A 20413-nucleotide genomic window follows, 5' to 3' on the forward strand; every position below is an offset into this window, starting at 1 on the left:
CGGCTTGAGCATCGTCAGTATCGTGTGGTCTTCCGGCAAAGCGCATGCCTCGATCCATCAGGTGCATGAGCAGATTCTTTCCCTAGTGGCTGACAAGAGTGAGGTGCACACCTGGATGCTGATGGGCCGCGAGGCTGGCAGGGACCCGGGTTGCGGGCAAACACTGCATTGGCGGTTGAGCGCGAAGGCGCTTAAAGGCCGGGGCGTCTGGAAGCTTTCGCAGTGGTGGCTACAGCGGCGCCTCGCCCGCGAGATCGAACGGGTCAATCCGAAAGCGTTGTTGCTCGATGGCATTGGCGTGGCACGGCTGATCATCCCGGTGGTGTCGAGGCTGAACCCCGGCATTCAGGTCGTCGTAGTCTTCCATGGGCAGAGCCGCATACGCCGCAGCGATCCGAGGTTATTCAGCGCGATCGCTGCGCATCGCCTGAAGCTCGTCGCGGTGTCCGGGGCGCTCGCCGAATCCCTGGGCGCGAAGTTGGGGAGAACGGTCGCCGCTACGCGAACAGCGATGAACCCGAATGCATTCAAGCAGGCATTGCTTCCGCGAGACGAAGCCAGGATGAGGCTGGGGGTTGATAGCGCGAGCATCGTCCTCGGCGCTGTCGGGCGGCTTGTCGAGGAGAAGGGCTTTCTGCCTATGCTCGATGTGCTGAGCGAGTTGTCGCGTACGCGCACGGACATCCACCTTGTGCTCGTCGGTGACGGGGAGCAGCGGCCGGAGCTGGAGTCGCGCATCCGGTGCCTGGGCCTTGAACGCCTGGTGACACTGGCGGGGCATCGTCACGACGCTGCGCAGCTGTACCAGGCGTTCGACGTAATGCTGATCCCGTCCCGCAGCGAAGGGTTGGGCCTGGTTTTGCAGGAAGCGGTACTGGCGCATGTGCCGGTCGTGGCCAGTGATCTACCGGTCTTCGTCGAGCAGTTGGGGCTCAGTGGCATTTACGTCTCGCCGTACGATGTGCCCGGTTGGGTCGCCGCCATCGAGCACGTGCTCGACTCGGATCGGCGATCGTTCGCCGATGAGCAGGATCGACGCCTCGCACCGGAGGACGCCTGGGAGCAGTTCTGCAACGGCTACGCGGAACTGCTGACCGATGACTCGAACCCGGTCAGGGCATCGGAGAACTGTGAGAACGGAAAGGCATTCTGAAACTTTTCACGCTCCAAGTACCGGCTGAAGTGCGCCAGATTGCGCCGGACCATGTGGTTTGGGAGCGATCGACCCAGGAAACGCATATCGGCAATATCGATCAGCCCCAGGGAGCCTTGCGGGGTAAGCACGATGTTGCCCAGGTGCAGCGAGCGGAAGTAGATGCCCTTGCGGTGCAACTCGCGTACGAAGCGGATCAATTCAGGCAGTATCGGCGTCCAGCTGAATCCCGGCTGCCTGGCGAGTTGGCTCAGGGAGTCGCCTGGCAGCGGGGCGTAGAGCACCGCGCTGGCCGACTTGTCAGGCAATTCGTACAGCGCCTGGACGTCTAGTGTGGCGATACCGAGTCCCCTGAGGCGTTCTGCGTTGTTGATGAAGCGGCGTGAGTAGGGCCGTAGCAGGGCGGAAGAAAGCCAGCGCTTGCGACGGAATATCTTCAGGAACTGACCGTTCTCGAGCTGCAGGACTTTAGGGCCCAGGGCATCCGCTTCGAGAATCGCCGCATTATGGGTGAGCTGTTGCAAGTCTCGCTGGCATAATTGGCTTACGTGCATTGTAAATATGACCTTGAGCGATGTGCGGACGTCTAGCAGGGCGTGCATTCTAACATCGCTGTAACTGGCGCATTTCGCCGTTTTCCGAAGGGGTAGTATGGATAGCCGTCGTATAGGGCTTGCCTGGCTGACGCTGGGTCTGCTCTGGTTCTTGCTGGGCATAACGTGGATATCGACGGCCAAGGTATACCAACAAGGCTTGATTGCATTGTTCTGGCTTCCGGCGATCTGGGTGTCCTGGTCCAGCCGGACGCTGCTGCTCGACCTCTGGCGGTGGGAAAAGCTGCTCGTGACGGCACTGATCGCGCTGGTCGCGTGGGCCGCTCTCAGCGTCTCCTGGAGCGTTGCTGAGGAGCCCGCGCGCGAAGCCAAACGGCTGATCTACGTCGTGTCCTTCTTGCTGGGTATGGTCTGTCTGGGCCAGACGCCGTCGCGCGTCGTCTCTGTGCTGGGCTGGGCCGGTTTCGGGCTGGCGCTGTCGGCGCTGGCGGCGCTGATTCAGCACTATGGGTTCGAGTCGAAGCCCTGGGCATGGCGGGCCCACGGCTTCGGCCTGCTCGATCATCCGATTATTGGCGGCTACGTATTCGGTCTGGCGCTGGTCTGGTGGTTCTGCCTGCCACCCAGGCGGATCGCGCTGCGGTGGGTCTGGGCTGCCGGCTTGTTGGCGCTGTTCGCATTCATCGTGATGACGCAGAGTCGCGGCGTATGGGTTGCCTTGCTGGCCAGCGTGCTGTTGATGCCCGCCTGGCGCGCCGGACGCGCCGGCCTGATCGCCGCTGTCCTGGTGCTGATCGTGGCAGCCTTGGGTTACTGGTTATTCGGCAGCTATGTGGTCGCCAGGGGCACGTCTTACCGCCCCGAGATCTTTGCTGCGAGCCTGGCCATGGTCGGCGATCGTCCCTGGCTGGGTTTAGGACTGGGGAGCGAGTACCGGGTCCAGGCTTTGGGGCGCCTGTTCGATCATACGCATAACCTGTTTACCCATGCGGCGCTGGAGCTCGGCCTGCCTGGCCTCGTCCTGTGGTTGGCGATCTGGGCCCGCTGCGCTGTCATTGCGGTGCGTGAGCGGGCCACGCCATTGGGCGGGGCCTTGTTGGGCATGCTATCGTTCAGCACCCTGGCGCTGTTATTCGATGGCGCTAGCCTGTGGGATTCACCGCGCCCGGAGTGGTTACTCACCTGGCTACCGGTGGGGCTGGCGCTTGGGCTGAGGGCGGGGTCGGCTACCTCGCTGTGTTACCATCGCCGCCCTCCGACACATGAGTTGCATTCGCCCATGAGTGGCTCGCCCGAGAAAGCCGAGACGGCTTCCAGCCTAAGCATCTATCTGCGGTTGCTGCGCTACGTGCTTCCCTATTGGGGGCTGTTCGCGGTCAGCCTGTTCGGCTTCCTGATTTTCGCCTCCACCCAGCCGATGCTGGGTTATATCCTCAAGTTCTTCGTTGATGGGCTGAACAATCCGGATGCCAGCTTTTTCGCTCAAGTGCCCTATCTTCGAGATCAGGCCTGGCTGGCCGACTTGAAGTTGCTGCAGGCCGTGCCGCTGCTGATCGTGCTTATCGCCGTCATGCAGGGCATCGGCTCGTTCCTCGGCAATTACTTCCTTGCCCGGGTTTCGCTGGGGCTGGTGCATGACCTGCGTGTATCGCTTTTCAACAATCTGCTGATGCTGCCCAACCGCTATTTCGACAGCCACAACTCCGGTCATCTGATTTCGCGTATCACCTACAACGTGACGATGGTCACCGGGGCCGCTACGGATGCGATCAAGGTGGTGGTGCGCGAAGGCATGACCGTGATCTTCCTGTTCGCGACGCTGTTATGGATGAACTGGAAACTGACCATCGTGATGGTGGCGATCCTGCCGGTCATTGGTGTGATGGTGTCCAGCGCCAGCAAGAAATTTCGCAAGCAGAGCAAGAAGATTCAGGTCGCGATGGGCGATGTCACCCATGTGACTTCCGAGACCATTCAAGGTTACCGCGTCGTGCGCAGCTTTGGCGGTGAAGCGTACGAGCAGGCCCGCTTTCTGGGCGCCAGTCGGGACAGCACCGGCAAGCAGTTGCGGATGGTCAAGACCAATGCGATCTATACCCCGACGCTGCAGCTGGTGATCTACAGCGCGATGGCCGTACTGATGTTCCTGGTTCTCTACATGCGCGGCGACTCATCGGCCGGTGACCTGGTGGCCTATATCACCCTGGCCGGCCTGCTGCCCAAGCCGATCCGCCAGTTGTCTGAGGTGAGTTCGACCATCCAGAAGGGCGTGGCGGGGGCTGAAAGTATCTTCGAGCAACTGGACGAGGCGCCGGAGGTGGACAGCGGCGTGGTGGAGCGTGAGCGAGTCGATGGACGAATTGAGATCCAGGGGCTCAGCTTCGCCTACCCAGGCACTGACAAACCGGTGTTGCACGACATCAGCTTCACGGCCGAGTCGGGGCAGATGGTAGCGCTGGTCGGCCGCTCGGGTAGCGGCAAGTCGACCCTGGCGAACCTAATACCGCGTTTTTATCATCATGAGCACGGGCGCATTTTGCTCGACGGCGTCGAGGTCGAAGAATACAAGCTGCGCAACCTGCGCCGGCATATCGCCCTGGTCACGCAACAAGTGACGCTGTTCAATGACACGGTCGCCAATAACATTGCCTATGGCGATCTGGCTGGCGCGCCGTTGGAGGATATCCAGCAGGCGGCCCGTGATGCCTCTGCCGACGAGTTCATACAGCAGATGCCCCAGGGCTACCAAACGCCCGTTGGCGAGAATGGCGTGCTGCTTTCTGGCGGCCAACGCCAGCGGTTGGCGATTGCCCGTGCCCTGTTGAAGAACGCGCCGGTGCTGATTCTGGACGAGGCGACCTCCGCGCTTGATACCGAGTCCGAGCGCCACATCCAGGGCGCGCTGGATCATGTGATGACAGGGCGTACCACGCTGGTCATCGCGCATCGCCTGAGCACCATCGAGAAGGCCGATCTGATTCTCGTGATGGAGCAAGGGCGTATCGTGGAGCGCGGAACGCACGCGCAGCTGCTGGCGGCCAATGGTGCTTACGCCGGGCTGCATGCCAATCATTTCAAGGATGACGACGAAGCTTAGGGCTAATGCGCTCTTGCCCGGCCAGGACGGTCGCGTTGCGCCGTCCAGTTGGATGCCCTCGGAGCTCGCTGCGGTCTTGCCCCGGCTCCGGTTAGTCCCGGTACAGTTTGGCGCCATGTTATGATCCGCGACGTTTTTGCCGCCCCCGGAGCCCCAATGAAGCTATCCATGCCCCGATTCGACCAAGCCTCCGTTCTGGTGGTTGGCGACGTCATGCTCGATCGTTACTGGCATGGCGGGACTTCTCGGATATCGCCGGAAGCGCCGGTGCCGGTAGTCAGGGTCGATCAGGTGGAGGATCGGCCGGGTGGTGCGGCGAACGTTGCGCTCAACATCGCCGCGCTGGGTGCGCCGGCGGAATTGGTTGGCGTTACCGGTGTCGATGAGGCGCAGCAAAGTCTGGCGGATAGCTTGGCGGCGGCCGGGGTCAAGGCGCATTTTCAATCCATCGAGCATCAGCCAACGATTATCAAACTGCGGGTCATGAGCCGTCATCAGCAGCTGTTGAGGATGGATTTCGAGGAGCCCTTCGACACCGACCCGGCTGCTCTGTTGAAACAGGTCGACGCGTTGCTGGATGGCGTCAAGGTGTTGATCCTCTCCGATTATGGCAAGGGTGCGTTGCGTAACCACCAGGCGTTGATCCAGGCTGCGCGCCAGCGCAGCATTCCGGTATTGGCCGATCCGAAGGGCAAGAATTTCGAAATCTACCGTGGTGCTTCGGTGATCACACCGAATCTCGGTGAGTTCGAGGCCATCGTCGGGCATTGCGCGGACGAAGCCGAATTGGTGACCAAGGGTGCCGAGTTGATGCATGACCTGGAGCTGGGGGCCTTGTTGGTGACGCGTGGCGAGCATGGCATGACACTCCTGCGCCCGCAGCATTCTCCGCTTCACCTGCCGGCGCGCGCGCGCGAGGTATTTGACGTTACCGGCGCTGGCGATACCGTTATATCCACACTGGCTGCGGCGATCGCAGCCGGAGAGGAATTGCCGCAGGCCGTTGCGCTGGCCAATCTGGCCGCTGGTATCGTTGTCGGCAAGCTGGGTACCGCCTGTATCAGCGCTCCCGAATTGCGTCGTGCCGTACAGCGTGAGGAAGGTTCCGAGCGTGGCGTGATGACGCTCGAGCAGTTGCTCACCGTTATCGACGACGCCCGCGCCGAAGGCGAGAAGATCGTCTTCACCAATGGCTGTTTCGATATTCTGCATGCGGGGCATGTGACCTATCTGGAGCAGGCCCGTGCGCAGGGCGATCGTCTGATCGTCGCGGTCAACGACGATGGCTCGGTGAGTCGTTTGAAGGGCCCCGGGCGCCCGATCAATTCGGTCGACCGCCGCATGGCTGTCCTGGCCGGTCTCGGCGCGGTGGATTGGGTCGTTTGCTTTGCGGAAGACACGCCGGAAAATCTCCTGGCGCAGGTGAAGCCGGACATCCTGGTCAAGGGTGGCGACTATGGTGTCGATCAGGTTGTGGGCGCCGATCTGGTCACCGCCTACGGTGGTGTCGTGAAGGTTCTGGGGCTGGTGGAAAACAGCTCGACCACCGCAATCGTCGAGAAGATCCGCAGCCGCTGAAGCGTATCGGCGAGCGCCGAGCTCGCCAGCCGGCGTTGGCTGTTATCGACACGCAGCGGAGGTGGTCGTATCGATCCAGTCACGCCAGCGGATGCGCTCGTCCCGCACGATCCATTCATGTTGCGGCGCAAAGCTTTCCGATAGCCACAGCCCACGCGTGCTTGCCGGTATCGGCTGGCCCTTGCGCAGGGTCAGCAACGCCGCGGTCGGTCGCCCCTGGTGCAGCGGAATCAGATACAGGTCTGGGCGGCTGCGATCGAGCTGCGCAACCAATTTGCCGTCCTCGAGACGCTCATCGACGTGGAACAAGCTCAGTTCCCGGGTTTCCTTTGGCAGCTCCAAGCGCATGTCGTAGACCAGCTGCAGCGATGCAGTTGGCAGATGCACGTATGCCCTCGGGCGTTCCATCAGTGTCATCTGGCCGCACTGGACCGGTCGGGCCGAGCCGGACAGCGACGCTAGATTGAAATGCACCGCTTCGCGATAGCGCAAGCTGCCCTGATAGGGCGCGGGTAGCCAGATATCGCCGAAGCGACCGGCAAGCCAGCCTTCCGGGGTTTCCAGCAGGCATTCTTCGGCGACCTCCTGAATGGCTGTCAGCAATGGCAGGCTGAGTTCATGTGCCGGCACATAGCCGGAAATCAGCTTCAGGACCACATCACCGCGATCCAGCCGCTGCTGACGCACCAGCACCCAGTACTCCTGGCCCTGCCAGCAGAGCGTCAGGCGTACTGATACGCCGAGGTTAGCCAATTCGAGGCTGAACCGCGCCGGATCCTCGATATGGACCGATCGCCGCCGTTCGAGCATCTCACTGAAGTTCAGTGGCCGGCCGAGGCTCTGGTAACGGAGATGCTCCGGGCTGGCCTCTACGAGTAACGGTAGCGTCTTGAATGCGGTGGGGTTCTTGCGGATCAGCACGCGCGGCATTCGGCTCCTCCTGGCAGTAGGCGGCCGTTTGGCCGTGTTTATTGTTGTTGGGATAGAACGGCTGCGGCGGTACGCACGTTATCTGACAAGTGTTGTGGGGTGATGGTGCCGATGATTGCTGCGCCCACACCCGGATGCGCAAACAGCAGCTCGAAGCTTGCTCGCACCGGGTCCTCGCCTGATTTCAAGCAGGCGTGACCGCTGGCCAAGGCCTTTTTTATCAGGATGCCCTTGGCGTGGCATGCAGCGTAGTCGAGTATCGGACGTTCGGTCTGCTCGTTGAGGTTGTAGGTCACCATGGCGCAGTCGCCCTGTTCGAGCGCCAGCAGGCCGCCTTCGATGGTTTTGCCGGAGAGGCCATAGCCGAGAATCTTGCCCTCGCGCTTGAGCTCGGCAAGCGTCTCGTAAACGCCGCTGTCTCGCAGAATTTCGACGTCGCGCCCATCGGAATGCACCAGCATCAGGTCGATCCGGTCGGTCTGCAGCCGCTTGAGGCTGCGTTCGACGGAGAGGCGAGTGTGGGCGGGCGAGAAATCGAAATGCGACTGGCCGTCGATGAATTCTTCACCCACCTTGCTGACGATGACCCAATGATCGCGCTGGCCTTGCAGCAAGGGCCCCAGACGCTGCTCACTGACCCCGTAAGCCGGCGCGGTGTCGATCAGGTTGATGCCCAGATCGCGGGCCAGTTCGATCAAATGGCGCGCCTGCGCATCGTTCGGGATGCTGAAGCCGCTGGGGTATTTGACACCTTGATCGCGGCCCAGCTTGACGGTGCCGAGGCCCAATGGCGAGACCGTCAGGCCGGTGCTGCCCAGTGGCCGATGCAGGTCGTGCAGTGTCGCAGTCATGGCAGCAGCCCCTCCCAAAAGGGTCCTGTGACCGAAGGCTGAGGCAACTCGGGTAACGGAGAGTGCTGCTGAGGGCGGATACCGTCGCGAGTCAGCGCCGTTTGAACACGGTCGGCGAAATCTGGCGATAACGCCAGCTTGGTCGGCCAACCGACCAGTAACCGCCCCTGTTCCGCGAGAAAGGCGTTGTCTGGTCGTGCTTGTGCAGATTGGGCTGGCTCGGCGCGATCGATGCGCAGCGTGGCCCATTGCGCTGAGGAGAGATCGATCCAGGGCACCAGTTCGGCCAGCTCTTTCTTCGCCGCTGCGATCTGAGCCGCGTCGTTGCGCGCGACACCGCCCGCTTCGGCCAGATCGCCGCCCAGGTACCAGACCCATTCGCCGTCGGCGGCCGGATGGCTGGTTACGGTGATTCGTGGTTTGGAGCCGGCGCCGAGACAGTGGGCATAGAGCGGCTTGAGCGTGGTCGCCTTGACGATGACCATATGCAGCGGGCGTTTTTGCATCGAAGGTTGGGCGAGACCCAAGGCGTTCAGCAAGTCGGCGTTGCCGGCGCCCGCGGTCAGGACGATGCGCTGCGCGCGGATGGCGCGGCCATCGATGACCAGCCCGGTCAGCTCGCCGTTGTCTCTGAGCGGTTCGACCCGGTCTGCCTTCAGCAGGCCGGGGCCAGCCAGCTCCGCCAAGCGTTGAATGAGGCTGGGTACGTCCAGCACCAGCTCGCTGAGCCGATAGACCTTGCCTTTGAAACGTGGGTCCTGCAGTGCTGGGGGCAGCTCGTCACCCTTGACCTGACCGACGCGCGAGCGCACCGCCTTGCTGGCGAAAAAACTGGTGAGATTGCCGGTCAGCGTGCCGGGAGACCATAGATAGTGTGCATCGGAGAGCAGCTGGACGCCGGAGAGATCCAGCTCGCCGTCGCCGGCCAAGGCGTCGCGCCAGCGGCGCGGCATGTCGGCGATGGCTTCCGACGCACCCGTCAGCGCACCACTCAATGCGTACTTGGTACCACCATGGATGATCCCTTGCGATTTGACGCTTTGCCCGCCGCCGAGTACGCCTCTTTCGACCAGCAGGGTCGAATACCCTTGCTGACGCAGGCGCGCGTTCAGCCAAAGGCCGGCGACGCCACCTCCTACGATCAGGACGTCGGTGCTCAGGGAATCGGACATGGGCGGGCCTCATTGAGAAATCAGGCGCGCAGTATAACCGCTCGCCAATCGGCTTGATCTGTCGCCTGGCGGCGGCCTCAGTGGCCCGTGCTGCTGGAAAACAGCTGTATCACCACCACACCAGCGACGATCAGGGCCATGCCGAGCACGGCCGGCAGGTCGAGCTTCTGCTGATAGATCAGTGCGGCCGCGACGCTCACCAGGACGATGCCGAGGCCGGCCCAGATGGCGTAGGCAATTCCCACCGGGATGGTCTTGACCACCAGGGCAAGCATCCAGAACGAAAGGCTGTAGCCCGCGATCACCAGAAACAGCGGCAGCGGGCGGCTGAAGCCGTCCAGCGCCTTCATGGACGTGGTGGCGATCACCTCGGCGGTAATGGCGATGGCGAGATAGATGTAGCCAGTCATAGAGTCTCCGGACGGGTAAGGGAGCGCTATATGCGCTACGGTTCATTCGGCTGCGGCAATGCGGACAAGTTCTCGACTGCCGCTGCGGTTTCTCGCCGTCATCGCTGTGGCCGTTGCGTAGATGCCTTTGCTAAGCTCCGCGGCCATGAATCGTACCCTCTATACCCTGCTTTTCCATCTCGCCTTGCCGCTAATCCTCGTACGGCTGTTATGGCGCTCCCGGCGTGCTCCGGCCTATTCGAAGCGCATTGGTGAGCGCCTCGCAATTGGTTTGCCAGCGTTCAAGCCTGGCGGTATCTGGATCCATGCCGTGTCGGTGGGTGAAAGCATCGCCGCCGCGCCGATGATCCGTGAGCTCAGCGCGCGCCATCCTCAATTGCCGATTACCGTGACCTGCATGACGCCGACCGGCTCCGAGCGGATCAGGGCCCTGTTCGGCGATACGGTGCAGCACTGCTATTTACCCTACGATCTGCCCTGGGCGGCCTCGCGTTTTCTGCAACGGCTGCAGCCGAAACTGGCGGTGGTGATGGAAACCGAGCTGTGGCCTAACCACATTCATCAGTGTGCACGTCGCGATATTCCCGTGGCGTTGGCCAATGCCCGATTGTCCGAGCGCTCGGCACGGGGGTACGCACGTTTTAAGCGGTTGACCGCCCCGATGCTGGCCGAGTTGAACCTCATCGCTGTGCAGACCGAGGCCGAGGCCGTGCGCTTTCGCCAGCTCGGCGCACGCGACGCGTGCGTGAAGGTGACAGGTTCGATCAAGTTCGACCTGAGTATCGACTCGGCCCTCTCGACGCAGGCGGAGACGCTGCGGCAGCAGTGGCGTGCTTCGGATCGACCGATCTGGATCGGCGCCAGTACCCATACCGGCGAGGACGAGATTTTGCTGGCCGCCCATCGGCAGTTGCTAAGCACGCATCCCGAAGCCTTGCTGATCCTGGTGCCGCGCCATCCGGAACGCTTTGGGGCGGTGTACGAGCTGTGCCGAAAACAGGGCTTTGCCACCGTTCGACGCTCGCTTGGCGAGCCGCCGCTGGCTCAGACGCAGGTGCTGCTTGGCGATACCATGGGCGAGCTGCTGTTTCTGTTCGCGTTAGCGGATGTGGCGTTTGTCGGCGGCAGCCTGGTGCCCACCGGCGGGCACAACCTGCTGGAGCCCGCCGCGCTCGGCAAGCCCGTGCTGACGGGGCCGCACTTGTTCAACTTCCTCGATATTGCCGCGCAGTTGCGAGATGCCGGTGCGCTAAAGGAGATTGACAGCGCTCCGGAGCTGACGGCTGAAATCACGGCGTTCTGGGACGAGCCGGAGCGAGCCGAGCGGGCCCGAGCCGCGGGATACGACGTGTTGAAAAATAATCAGGGCGCGCTGGAGCGGCTACTAACGGCGCTGGGGCGGTTGCTCGAACGCTGAGGCGGGAGCCGGTATCAGAAGCTTTCTGGGGTGGATGCGGTTCCTCTGCATCACCTTTACTTTCGCTCGGCGGGTCGATCGGGCATACAGACTGTGCCTTTCACCGGCGCCGCCGTCAGGCTGGTCTACTCCACGCGAACCGGCTTGCCGATGTTCTCTGAAAGATCCGGCGGCAGGAAGTCGCTGTCCGGGTCGTAGTCGGCCTTCAGGTAGCGTTGCAGATCCTCCAGGTCGCCTGGACTGAGTGTGCCGGCGGCCTGCTTCAGGCGCAGGTTGTCGAGGATGTAGTCATAGCGCGCATTGTTGTAATCGCGTACGGCGGCGAACAGACGCCGTTGAGCATCCAGGACATCGACGATGTTGCGCGTGCCTACCTGGTAGCCGATATCGGTCGCCTCCAGTGCGCTCTGGTTGGACACGATCGACTGCCGGCGTGCCTCGACCTGTTCCACATCCGTATTGACTGCGCGATGCAGATTGCGGGTGGATTCCACCACCTGGCGGCGCAGACTCTCGCGCTGTTGCTCGGTCTGAGTCAGTTGGTAGAAGGCTTCACGACCTTGCGAGGTAGTCAAACCACCGCTGTACAGTGGAATGTTCAGTTGCAGCCCGATGCTGGCCTGTTCGACGTCACCGTTGTAACGCGGCACATCGAAGCCTGGGATATCCATGGTGCCGGTATTGGTGAAGCCCAGGCTGTCGTTATCACCTTTGCTGTAGCGGGCAATGGCATCGACCGTCGGGGCATGGCCGGCACGGCGCTGGCGTAGGGTTTCTTCGGCAGCAATCACCGCCTGGTCGACCGCTTGCAGATTGAGATTCTGTCGCGCGGCCGTCTCGACCCAGGCGCTGGCGTCATTGGGAACCGGTGGCAACACCGGCAGGCTGTGCTCGATGCCTTCCAAGGCCAGGTATTCGTGGTTGGTCAGGGTGAACAGTGCCTGGAAGGCATCATCGACCTGGCGTTGCGCGATCATCCGGTTCGCGCGAGCAGTATCGAAGCCGGCCTGGGCCTCGAGCACGTCGGTACGATCGGACAGGCCGACTTCGAAGCGTTCATCGGCCTGATCGAGCTGCCGCCGGAAGGCCGCTTCTTCGGCCTTGGCGGCGGCAAGGTTGTCCTGCGCGCGCAGCACGGCGAAGTAAGCCTGAGCTGTCAGGCGGATCAGATCCTGCTCGGCAATGGAATATTCAAGCGCGGCCTGCTCGCTGACGGCTTCGGCCGCCTGCAGCTGGAACCAGCGATCGGCACGAAAGATCGGCTGGCTCAGCGTCGCCTGATAGACAGTGCCGCTGCGTGACAACGAGGTCGAGCCGGCGCTGGTGTCGACGTCGGTGCGGGTATGGCTGGTCTCGGCTCCAGCACTAAGGTTCGGCAGTAGGCCGGCGCGGGCCTGCGGCACGATCTCCTGCGTAGCCTGGTACTGAGCTCTGGCCGCTGCTAGATCGGCGTTATTTTCGACGGCCTGACGATAGACGCTGATCAGGTCGGTGCGGCTGGAAAGCGAGGGTGCAGTCTCGGCCCATGCCAGCCCCGACGAGGCGGCGGTCACGGCGAGTGCCAGCGTGAGTCTGCGCAGCATGTGCGTCTTTCCTTGAAGCGAAGTGATGGGCAAGGCTATGCGCCGTCAGGCGAGCGGTCAAGGTGCTTGGCGCCGCCGCGCCAGGTCCGATGGAGACGGAACTGAGCCGGCTGGATGGCGCTTGGAGATGTGACCCGACGGTCGCATACGGCTGGTTCGGCGTGGCTTTCCCTCGAGCTCTTGATTACACTCGATCCTGTTCTTGTCGGGGTGCCTTGAGTGAAAGGCTGAGATCGGATAATCCGGATCCCGTTGAACCTGATCAGGTTAAGGCCTGCGTAGGGAACAAGATGTGCTCGCCAGTCTTTCGGCCAGCTCTCTCGGCGCCAGTCCCGGCGCGCCCGATGCCCTTTTCCCGCCGTGTTTTTCAGGTTCGCTCCGACAACTTTCGAGGAGCTAGCCTGATGCGTGCAGAACAACAAAACCTAAGTGAATCAGCCCAGGTCGACCAGGGGTCGATTCAGCCTTTCCCGCGTTCGCAGAAAATCTACGTCCAGGGTTCCCGCCCGGACATCCGCGTGCCGATGCGTGAGATCACTCTGGACGTGACACCTACTGATTTCGGTGGCGAGATCAACGCGCCGGTGCTGGTCTACGACACCTCCGGCCCTTATACCGACCCGAACGTACAGATAGATGTACGCAAAGGCTTGGCCGACGTGCGTTCGGCCTGGATCGACGACCGTGGCGACACCGAGCAGCTCGATGGGCTGACTTCACATTTCGGCCAGCAGCGCTTGGCCGACGCCGAGCTGACCAAGATGCGCTTCGCCCACGTACGCAACCCGCGCCGCGCCAAGCCTGGCAAGAACGTCAGCCAAATGCATTACGCGCGTCAGGGCATCATCACGCCCGAGATGGAGTTCGTCGCCATCCGCGAAAACATGAAACTGCAGGAAGCACGCGCCGCCGGCCTGCTCACCGAGCAGCACGCCGGGCAAAGTTTCGGCGCCTCAATCCCTAAGGAGATCACCGCCGAGTTCGTCCGTGACGAAGTGGCCCGCGGTCGCGCCATCATCCCGGCGAACATCAACCACACCGAGCTTGAGCCGATGATCATCGGCCGCAACTTCCTGGTGAAAATCAACGGCAACATCGGTAACTCGGCGCTGGGCTCCTCGATTGAAGAGGAGGTGGCCAAGCTGACCTGGGGCATCCGCTGGGGCTCTGACACGGTGATGGACCTGTCCACCGGTAAGCACATTCACGAAACCCGCGAGTGGATCATTCGCAACTCACCGGTACCGATCGGAACCGTGCCGATCTACCAGGCGCTGGAGAAGGTCAATGGCGTCGCTGAAGACCTGACCTGGGAGCTGTTCCGCGACACGCTCATCGAGCAGGCCGAGCAGGGCGTGGACTATTTCACCATCCACGCCGGCGTGCTGCTTCGCTACGTACCGCTGACCGCCAAGCGCGTCACCGGGATCGTCAGCCGCGGCGGCTCGATCATGGCCAAGTGGTGCCTGGCGCATCACAAGGAGAATTTCCTCTACACCCACTTCGAGGAAATCTGCGAAATCATGAAGGCCTACGACGTCAGCTTCTCGCTGGGCGACGGCCTGCGTCCGGGCTCGATCGCCGATGCCAACGATGCCGCGCAATTCGGCGAACTGGAAACCCTCGGCGAGCTGACCAAGATCGCCTGGAAGCACGACGTGCAGTGCATGATCGAAGGCCCCGGCCATGTGCCGATGCAGATGATCAAGGAAAACATGGACAAACAGCTGGAATGCTGCGACGAGGCGCCGTTCTATACCCTCGGTCCGCTGACCACCGACATCGCGCCCGGCTACGACCACATCACCTCCGGTATCGGTGCGGCGATGATCGGCTGGTTCGGTTGCGCCATGCTCTGCTACGTCACGCCCAAGGAGCACCTGGGCCTGCCGAACAAGGATGACGTCAAGACCGGCATCATTACCTACAAGATCGCCGCGCATGCTGCCGATCTCGCCAAAGGGCATCCGGGGGCGCAGATCCGCGACAACGCGCTGTCGAAGGCGCGCTTCGAGTTCCGCTGGGAAGATCAGTTCAACCTCGGCCTGGATCCGGACACGGCACGCAGCTATCACGACGAGACACTGCCCAAGGACTCGGCCAAGGTGGCGCATTTCTGCTCCATGTGCGGGCCGAAGTTCTGCTCGATGAAGATCACCCAGGAAGTGCGTGAATACGCCAAAGAGAACGGCCTGACTGATGAGCAGAAGGCTATCGAAGCCGGTTTCGCCGAGCAATCCTCGCGCTTCAAGGACGAAGGATCGGTGATCTACAAGCAGGTGTGACGATGCTTTCGTAGGAGCGCGCCATGCCGCGAACGCAGCCTGTGATCCGTCGGGGTCACCTGGTTCGCGGCCGCGGGCCGCTCCCGCGGGCGCGTGTATGCCAGCCTGGATTCGTAGGGTGGATGTCGCTTTTCACATCCACCCGAGATGCCGCCGTCGGTGGATCGATTAAGCGTGATCCACCCTACGTAGGGTCATGGTTTTTTATAACCGTCGGGCGGGTACAACCTGCCGAAGCGGCGCCCGCTCAATCGGGTGATGAGCGCCGCAGCGCGCGCTGCTGGCTAATTCCTTTTGTGAGTCGAAACACTCGCGCTCACGGTTGTGCGCCGGGCAACCGGCTTCTTTGAGATAACAATGTGAACATTCCAGGTCGTTATTCCCCGCACCAGATCATCGCCGCTGAACACCGTGTCTTCGGCGGGCGTGATCTGTTTTCCTTGTGGTTCTCCCTCGGTATCGGTCTGATGGTGCTGCAGCTCGGCGCTTTGCTGGCGCCGGGACTAGGCATGAGTGACGCTTTGCTGGCGATCGTCAGCGGCACCACAGTCGGTGTGCTGTTGCTGGGTGCAGTCGCGGTAATCGGCAGCGATACCGGCTTGTCGTCGATGGCCAACCTGAAGCGCACGCTGGGTGATCGCGGTGCGGTATTGCCCGCGCTGCTCAATCTCGTCCAACTGGTCGGCTGGGGCGCGTTCGAAATCATCATCATGCGTGACGCGGCGAGCCTCCTCGCTGCCCGTGCGTTCGGTGAGCAGAGCTGGCTGCTCAGCCCTGCATTCTGGACGCTGTTTTTCGGTGCCCTGGCCACGCTGCTGGCGATCACCGGGCCGCTGACGTTCGTGCGCCGAATCCTGCGCAAGTGGGGGATCTGGCTGTTGGTCGGTGCCTGCGTCTGGCTGACCTGGAACCTGTTCGACAAAGCCGATCTTGGTGCGCTCTGGGGGCGTAAGGGTGATGGCTCGCTGCCCTTCGCGCTGGGCTTCGACATTGCTATTGCTATGCCGCTGTCGTGGCTGCCGCTGATCGCCGATTACTCGCGCTTCGGCAAGGCGGCGCGGCGCGTCTTCGGCGGTACCGTACTCGGATTCTTTGTCGGCAACGTTTGGCTGATGAGTCTGGGCGTGGCCTACACCCTGGCCTTTGCCGATAGCGGTGAAGTCAACGCGTTGCTGCTGGCGTTGGCCGGCGCGGGACTGGGTATCCCTCTGTTGCTGATTCTGCTCGATGAATCGGAAAACGCCTTTGCCGACATCCATTCAGCGGCGGTGTCGGTTGGCATATTGCTGCCCTTCAAGGTCGAGCGGTTGGCGCTGGCCATCGGTGTACTCTGCACCTTTATCGCCTGGCTCGCGCCGCTGGCCGAATATCAGAATTTCCTGCTGCTGATCGGCTCGGTGTTCGCGCCATTGTTCGGCGTGGTGCTGGTGGATCACTACCTGCTCCGGCGCCGTGGCCTGTTGCCGGCGCGCAGCGCGGCCTTTCGCTGGCAGACGCTGTTGGCCTGGGGTTGTGGCGTGGTCACCTACCATGTGTTGGCCAGCGCCTGGCCTGAAATCGGCGCCAGCCTGCCGGCACTGTTCCTGTCCGGCGGGTTGTTATTGTTGCTGAGCCTTTTCGGTCGAGTTACGGCAGGTACGCCGGTTTCAGAATAGTGGCGAGTTCCTGGTAAGGAATTTCCAGTTCAGGATGACCGCTCGAATACGGTGCGATGCTGTAGACGTCATATTTGAGCAGCACCTTGTCACGTAGCAGGGCGACATTGGCGGTCCGCTGGAACGGCCACTGTCGAGCAAACGCGGCGTCATGCTGGTTGGCCGCCAGCCAGCGCTGATGCGCTTGAGCGGCGACGCGCCAGAAGGCGCCTTCCTTGCCGGGAAGGAGGATGTCGGCAAGCTCCAGTTCGTGGTCCTGTTCGCGGTCATAGTTGATGAAGCCGCGGCCCGGCATGCCGTGGGCGCCCCCGGTGTACAGATAGCTCGACAGCTCGATGACCAACAGGGCGTCATGCTGATCGCGCAACTTGGCCTGCAAATAGCTGCTCCAGCCGCGCTCGGCGTCGCGCAGAAAATCCCGCTGATAGCCCTCCAGAGTGGCCGGCACCTTCGCATCTGGGCTGTTCACGGTCATCTTGCGCAGGCGCTGGTCGATCAGCGCGTTCAAGGCTGGCTCATCGGCGAATAGCTGGGTATCGATATTCACCAGCGGGCAACCATCGTCCTGTTCAGGGCAGCCGGCGGGGCGTTGCTCGCTGATGATCTGTCGAACCTCGACGGGCCGCTCCCCGCCAAAGTGCTGGCAGGCGCTGAGTAACAGGCTAAGGGCGATCAGTGCAAAGGTTTGGCGAACGGGCATCAATGCTTCATGGCTCTTGTGGGGTTGAGGTGCGGTTTCGAGTGCCAACGAGTTGGGAAGTTCGTAAACGGGGCGACAAGCAATTTTTCCCCATGCGAGTGGTCTGCAAAGGGCTGCGCCTGAAGAAACGGCGCGCTAGGATGACACCTGAGAGACCGCTCACGCCGTGACGGTTGCAGCCTTTCCGTCGCCGCAGGCGCGGACAAACCGATATGTGAGTGATTCATGACTGATACTTTCAACCCCGGCCCGGATGATGTCGAGATCGTTGAGCGAGAGCAATGCTTCAGCGGCTTCTATCGCCTGGATCGTCTACAGCTACGTCATCGTCTGTTCAGCGGTGGCATGGGCCGGCAGCTGGAGCGTGAGCTGTTTGTCCGTCACGATGCGGTCTGCGTGCTGCCTTACGACCCTCGCCGCGACGAGGTCGTGTTGATCGAACAATTTCGAGTCGGTGCGATAGGGAAAGTCGCGAATCCATGGCTGATCGAACTGGTCGCCGGTCTGATTGACAAGGACGAGCAACCGGAAGAGGTGGCACGTCGCGAAGCGGTCGAGGAGGCAGGACTGGAGGTCGCCGAGTTGTGGCCGGTGACGACCTACTTCCCGTCGCCGGGCGGCAGCACCGAGCGAGTGCATCTTTATGTCGGACATTGCGACAGCTCCAATGCGGGCGGCGTGTTCGGCCTGGATGAAGAGGGCGAGGACATCCGCGTACACGTCTGGTCGGTCGAGCGGGCGCTGCAAGCGGTGCGCGACGGTGGCATCGACAACGCCGCGAGCATCATCGCGCTGCAGTGGCTGGCCTTGAATCGTGACGAAATCAGGGGGGCATGGACATGAGGCGAACGCGCGAACGATACCGCGTCGACCTGCTGGAGCTGCAAGCGGCCTGCGAGGCGAACTACCTGCGGCTGATGCGCCTGCTGCCCGATATGCGTAACCAGCCGGAGACGCGTCGAATCGCCATGAGTCAGGGTGATCGGCTGCTCGGCGTGCTCGTGCTGAAGGTGATGGAGAGCTGCCCCTATACCACCACTGTGCAGATCAGCCAGCAGGATTGCCTGCCTTGGCTGCCCGTGCCGCAGATGGAGGTGCGGGTCTATCACGATGCGCGTATGGCTGAGGTCATCAGTGCCGAAAATGCCCGGCGTTTCCGAGGAATCTACAGCTACCCCAACGCGCAGATGCACCAGCCTGACGAAAAGAACCAGCTCAATCTGTTCCTCGGCGAATGGCTCGGTCACTGCCTGGCATGCGGTCATGAGCTCGAGCCGGTGCTGTAAGCGGCGATCGACGTTGAGACATTCGCTGCACTAGAAACATGACCGTCTTTCGCTGCAGCCATTGCGCGGGTTCGCTTGCAGTGTGTTCTGTGATACATGCCCGCATCGCGTGGTTTACCCCTGCGACCACCAGCCACCATAATTCGTCTGCCATTTCGCCAAAGGAGACGGGGCTTGGCTGCGTCGACCCTCACTGCTGAAAAAGACTCGGTACTGCTCGTGCAGTTGACCGATAGTCATCTGTTTGCCGAGGCGGGTGGCAAGCTGCTGGGCCTGGATACGGGCGAAAGCCTGCAGCGCGTTGTCGATCTCGTTCTCGACGAGCAGCCTCGCATCGACCTGATGCTGGCGACAGGCGATCTTTCTCAGGACGGCTCGTTGGCCTCCTACCAACGCTTTCGTCAGCTTTCCGAACGTATCGACGCTCCGGTGCGCTGGTGCCCAGGCAACCATGACGAGCTGGCCGCGATGCAGGAAGCTACCCGCGGCAGCGAGATCATGCTGCCCGTGCTGGACATCGGCGCATGGCGAGTCATCCTGCTCGATACGCTGGTGCCGGGTTCGGTATTCGGGATGCTCCGCGACGATCAGTTGGCATTGCTCGAGCGGACCCTGCGGGACGCCCCTGAGCGTCATCACCTGATTTGTCTGCATCATCATCCGGTCACCATCGGCAGCCGTTGGATGGACAGCATCGGGCTGCACAACCGCGACGCGCTGTTTGCCGTGCTTGATCGTTTTCCATGCGTTCAAGCGGTGCTCTGGGGGCACATTCATCAGGAATTCGACGCCTTGCGCGGTGACGTTCGACTCCTCGCCACACCGTCCACCGGCGTGCAGTTCGCTCCGGGCAGCGAAGATTTCCAGGTCGATACATGTGCGCCGGGATACCGTTGGTTGCGCCTCTATGCTGATGGGCGGCTCGAAACCGGCGTCTCTCGCGTGGTCGGCACGACGTTTGAAGTCGACTACAGCGTCAAGGGCTACTGAGAACCGGCTGCTTCGGCCCGTTCGCAATCGCATAGCCGGGTTCGCGCACGACTCGGTTCATGCAGCTTGCAGCCAGCGCGGCTCGCCTAGTAGCCTTTCCGTCTTTTGTCAGCTCAGCGAATCCGCATGACACGCACGAAACCCGCCATCCTCTATATGCACGGCCTCAACAGCTCCCCACGGTCGCAAAAAGCCAGCCAGTTGACCGCTGCGTTGGGCCGTATCGGCATGAGCGCATGGCTACAGGTACCCGCGCTGCACCATCATCCGCGGCATGCCATCGCTCAGCTGGAAGCGGCCATCGCCGAGTTGGGGCGTCCCGTGCTGGTCGGCAGCTCGCTCGGCGGATACTATGCAACGCACCTCGCCGAGCGTCACGGACTCAAGGCTCTACTGATCAATCCGGCCGTGACGCCGCACCGTCGCTTCGATGGCTATCTCGGGCCGCAGACCAATCTCTACACGGGCGAAGTCTGGGAACTTACCGAGGACCACGTGGTGGCGCTGGCTGAGCTGGAAGTGACGCCACCCCGGGACGCCGAACGCTATCAGGTCTGGTTGCAGACGGGCGATGAAACCCTCGATTACCGTCAGGCGGCCGACTTCTACAGGGGTTGCGCGGTACGCATCCAGGCCGGTGGCGATCACGGCTTCCAGGGTTTCGCCGAGCGGCTTCCCGCCCTGCTGGCGTTCGCCGGCTTCGATCCGGCGATTTTCGCAGACGTCGATTTCTCCGATTTATAAGGACATCA

General features: G+C 62.1%; 17 protein-coding genes, 1 pseudogene and 1 riboswitch. Of the genes and pseudogenes, 11 read left to right on the top strand and 7 right to left on the bottom strand.

Translation table 11 applies throughout. The features are described 5' to 3' along the window. Positions 1-4: 4 nt before the first annotated feature. Positions 5-1153, top strand: coding sequence for a glycosyltransferase (locus ACL0K2_RS16235; protein WP_413043037.1), 1149 nt, complete (start codon positions 5-7; stop codon positions 1151-1153). Here the strand turns inward: ACL0K2_RS16235 and ACL0K2_RS16240 are convergent. Further along, positions 1078-1707: a toluene tolerance protein gene (locus ACL0K2_RS16240; RefSeq protein WP_413043038.1), complete on the bottom strand. Its 630-nt coding sequence runs from the start codon at positions 1705-1707 to the stop codon at positions 1078-1080. The two genes, ACL0K2_RS16235 and ACL0K2_RS16240, sit on opposite strands and share 76 nt — an antisense overlap. Positions 1708-2113: 406 nt before the next feature. On the opposite strand from ACL0K2_RS16240, the pseudogene ACL0K2_RS16245 reads away from it, so the two are divergent. The 3 genes and pseudogenes from ACL0K2_RS16245 to hldE all read left to right on the top strand — a co-directional run. After that, positions 2114-2725, top strand: a pseudogene (locus tag ACL0K2_RS16245) (O-antigen ligase family protein); the annotation flags it as partial. 261 nt (positions 2726-2986) lie between these two features. Next, entirely contained in the window at positions 2987-4804 is a 1818-nt protein-coding gene (msbA, locus tag ACL0K2_RS16250) for a lipid A export permease/ATP-binding protein MsbA (RefSeq protein ID WP_413044483.1), read from the top strand. Between the two features lie 156 nt (positions 4805-4960). Beyond that, a complete protein-coding gene (gene hldE / locus ACL0K2_RS16255; protein ID WP_045163863.1) occupies positions 4961-6382 on the top strand; it encodes a bifunctional D-glycero-beta-D-manno-heptose-7-phosphate kinase/D-glycero-beta-D-manno-heptose 1-phosphate adenylyltransferase HldE in 1422 nt (473 codons plus the stop codon). A gap of 42 nt (positions 6383-6424) precedes the next feature. Here hldE and ACL0K2_RS16260 read toward each other — a convergent pair whose 3' ends face one another. From ACL0K2_RS16260 to ACL0K2_RS16275, 4 genes are all read right to left on the bottom strand, one after another. Beyond that, entirely contained in the window at positions 6425-7312 is an 888-nt protein-coding gene (locus ACL0K2_RS16260) for a hypothetical protein (protein WP_045163862.1), read from the bottom strand. Between the two features lie 38 nt (positions 7313-7350). Then, positions 7351-8163: an aldo/keto reductase gene (locus tag ACL0K2_RS16265; RefSeq protein WP_413043039.1), complete on the bottom strand. Its 813-nt coding sequence runs from the start codon at positions 8161-8163 to the stop codon at positions 7351-7353. Continuing rightward, positions 8160-9335, bottom strand: coding sequence for an NAD(P)/FAD-dependent oxidoreductase (locus ACL0K2_RS16270; protein WP_413043040.1), 1176 nt, complete (start codon positions 9333-9335; stop codon positions 8160-8162). The genes ACL0K2_RS16265 and ACL0K2_RS16270 overlap by 4 nt, the downstream gene beginning before the upstream one ends. A gap of 77 nt (positions 9336-9412) precedes the next feature. Continuing rightward, complete coding sequence (locus tag ACL0K2_RS16275; protein WP_045163859.1) at positions 9413-9745, bottom strand: DMT family transporter; 333 nt, start codon at positions 9743-9745, stop codon at positions 9413-9415. A 145-nt stretch (positions 9746-9890) separates the two neighbouring features. Here ACL0K2_RS16275 and waaA point away from each other — a divergent pair, with 145 nt between their 5' ends. Beyond that, positions 9891-11162 (top strand): lipid IV(A) 3-deoxy-D-manno-octulosonic acid transferase, encoded by a 1272-nt coding sequence (gene waaA, locus ACL0K2_RS16280; RefSeq protein ID WP_239611153.1) that lies wholly within the window; start codon positions 9891-9893, stop codon positions 11160-11162. Between the two features lie 125 nt (positions 11163-11287). Here waaA and ACL0K2_RS16285 read toward each other — a convergent pair whose 3' ends face one another. Then, positions 11288-12745, bottom strand: a complete 1458-nt coding sequence (locus ACL0K2_RS16285) for a TolC family outer membrane protein (RefSeq protein ID WP_045163857.1) — start codon at positions 12743-12745, stop codon at positions 11288-11290. A 196-nt stretch (positions 12746-12941) separates the two neighbouring features. Then, a riboswitch (TPP riboswitch) is annotated at positions 12942-13047 on the top strand. A 102-nt stretch (positions 13048-13149) separates the two neighbouring features. Here ACL0K2_RS16285 and thiC point away from each other — a divergent pair. Then, a complete protein-coding gene (gene thiC / locus ACL0K2_RS16290) occupies positions 13150-15030 on the top strand; it encodes a phosphomethylpyrimidine synthase ThiC (protein WP_045163856.1) in 1881 nt (626 codons plus the stop codon). Positions 15031-15389: 359 nt separating this feature from the next. Further along, on the top strand, positions 15390-16685 hold the full coding sequence (gene cytX / locus ACL0K2_RS16295; protein ID WP_413043041.1) for a putative hydroxymethylpyrimidine transporter CytX: 1296 nt from the start codon (positions 15390-15392) through the stop codon (positions 16683-16685). On the opposite strand, the gene ACL0K2_RS16300 is transcribed toward cytX, so the two are convergent. Next, positions 16657-17385: a DUF3298 domain-containing protein gene (locus ACL0K2_RS16300; RefSeq protein ID WP_413043042.1), complete on the bottom strand. Its 729-nt coding sequence runs from the start codon at positions 17383-17385 to the stop codon at positions 16657-16659. The two genes, cytX and ACL0K2_RS16300, sit on opposite strands and share 29 nt — an antisense overlap. 225 nt (positions 17386-17610) lie before the next feature. On the opposite strand from ACL0K2_RS16300, the gene nudF reads away from it, so the two are divergent. The 4 genes from nudF (at position 17611) to ACL0K2_RS16320 (ending at position 20405) form a co-directional block, all read left to right on the top strand. Beyond that, on the top strand, positions 17611-18228 hold the full coding sequence (gene nudF, locus ACL0K2_RS16305; protein WP_045163853.1) for an ADP-ribose diphosphatase: 618 nt from the start codon (positions 17611-17613) through the stop codon (positions 18226-18228). After that, positions 18225-18671, top strand: a complete 447-nt coding sequence (locus tag ACL0K2_RS16310; RefSeq protein ID WP_045164362.1) for a DUF1249 domain-containing protein — start codon at positions 18225-18227, stop codon at positions 18669-18671. Before nudF ends, ACL0K2_RS16310 begins: the two co-directional genes overlap by 4 nt. A 174-nt stretch (positions 18672-18845) precedes the next feature. Next, positions 18846-19661 (top strand): 3',5'-cyclic-AMP phosphodiesterase, encoded by an 816-nt coding sequence (cpdA, locus tag ACL0K2_RS16315; protein WP_045163852.1) that lies wholly within the window; start codon positions 18846-18848, stop codon positions 19659-19661. 126 nt (positions 19662-19787) lie between these two features. Beyond that, positions 19788-20405 carry a YqiA/YcfP family alpha/beta fold hydrolase gene (locus tag ACL0K2_RS16320; RefSeq protein ID WP_045163851.1) on the top strand — a complete coding sequence of 206 codons (618 nt, stop codon included), beginning with the start codon at positions 19788-19790 and terminating at the stop codon, positions 20403-20405. Positions 20406-20413: the final 8 nt, after the last annotated feature.

It is taken from the genome of Pseudomonas sp. YJ42 (assembly GCF_047225135.1).
Lineage (GTDB): Bacteria > Pseudomonadota > Gammaproteobacteria > Pseudomonadales > Pseudomonadaceae > Stutzerimonas > Stutzerimonas stutzeri_E.

Excerpts from the sequence above, each read along its gene's own strand:
- ACL0K2_RS16240 (WP_413043038.1), bottom strand. The coding sequence starts at position 1,707 with ATGCACGTAAGCCAATTATGCCAGCGAGACTTGCAACAGCTCACCCAT.
- msbA (WP_413044483.1), top strand. The coding sequence starts at position 2,987 with ATGAGTGGCTCGCCCGAGAAAGCCGAGACGGCTTCCAGCCTAAGCATC.
- hldE (WP_045163863.1), top strand. The coding sequence starts at position 4,961 with ATGAAGCTATCCATGCCCCGATTCGACCAAGCCTCCGTTCTGGTGGTT.
- ACL0K2_RS16260 (WP_045163862.1), bottom strand. The coding sequence starts at position 7,312 with ATGCCGCGCGTGCTGATCCGCAAGAACCCCACCGCATTCAAGACGCTA.
- ACL0K2_RS16265 (WP_413043039.1), bottom strand. The coding sequence starts at position 8,163 with ATGACTGCGACACTGCACGACCTGCATCGGCCACTGGGCAGCACCGGC.
- ACL0K2_RS16270 (WP_413043040.1), bottom strand. The coding sequence starts at position 9,335 with ATGTCCGATTCCCTGAGCACCGACGTCCTGATCGTAGGAGGTGGCGTC.
- ACL0K2_RS16275 (WP_045163859.1), bottom strand. The coding sequence starts at position 9,745 with ATGACTGGCTACATCTATCTCGCCATCGCCATTACCGCCGAGGTGATC.
- waaA (WP_239611153.1), top strand. The coding sequence starts at position 9,891 with ATGAATCGTACCCTCTATACCCTGCTTTTCCATCTCGCCTTGCCGCTA.
- ACL0K2_RS16285 (WP_045163857.1), bottom strand. The coding sequence starts at position 12,745 with ATGCTGCGCAGACTCACGCTGGCACTCGCCGTGACCGCCGCCTCGTCG.
- thiC (WP_045163856.1), top strand. The coding sequence starts at position 13,150 with ATGCGTGCAGAACAACAAAACCTAAGTGAATCAGCCCAGGTCGACCAG.
- ACL0K2_RS16300 (WP_413043042.1), bottom strand. The coding sequence starts at position 17,385 with ATGCCCGTTCGCCAAACCTTTGCACTGATCGCCCTTAGCCTGTTACTC.
- nudF (WP_045163853.1), top strand. The coding sequence starts at position 17,611 with ATGACTGATACTTTCAACCCCGGCCCGGATGATGTCGAGATCGTTGAG.
- ACL0K2_RS16310 (WP_045164362.1), top strand. The coding sequence starts at position 18,225 with ATGAGGCGAACGCGCGAACGATACCGCGTCGACCTGCTGGAGCTGCAA.
- ACL0K2_RS16320 (WP_045163851.1), top strand. The coding sequence starts at position 19,788 with ATGACACGCACGAAACCCGCCATCCTCTATATGCACGGCCTCAACAGC.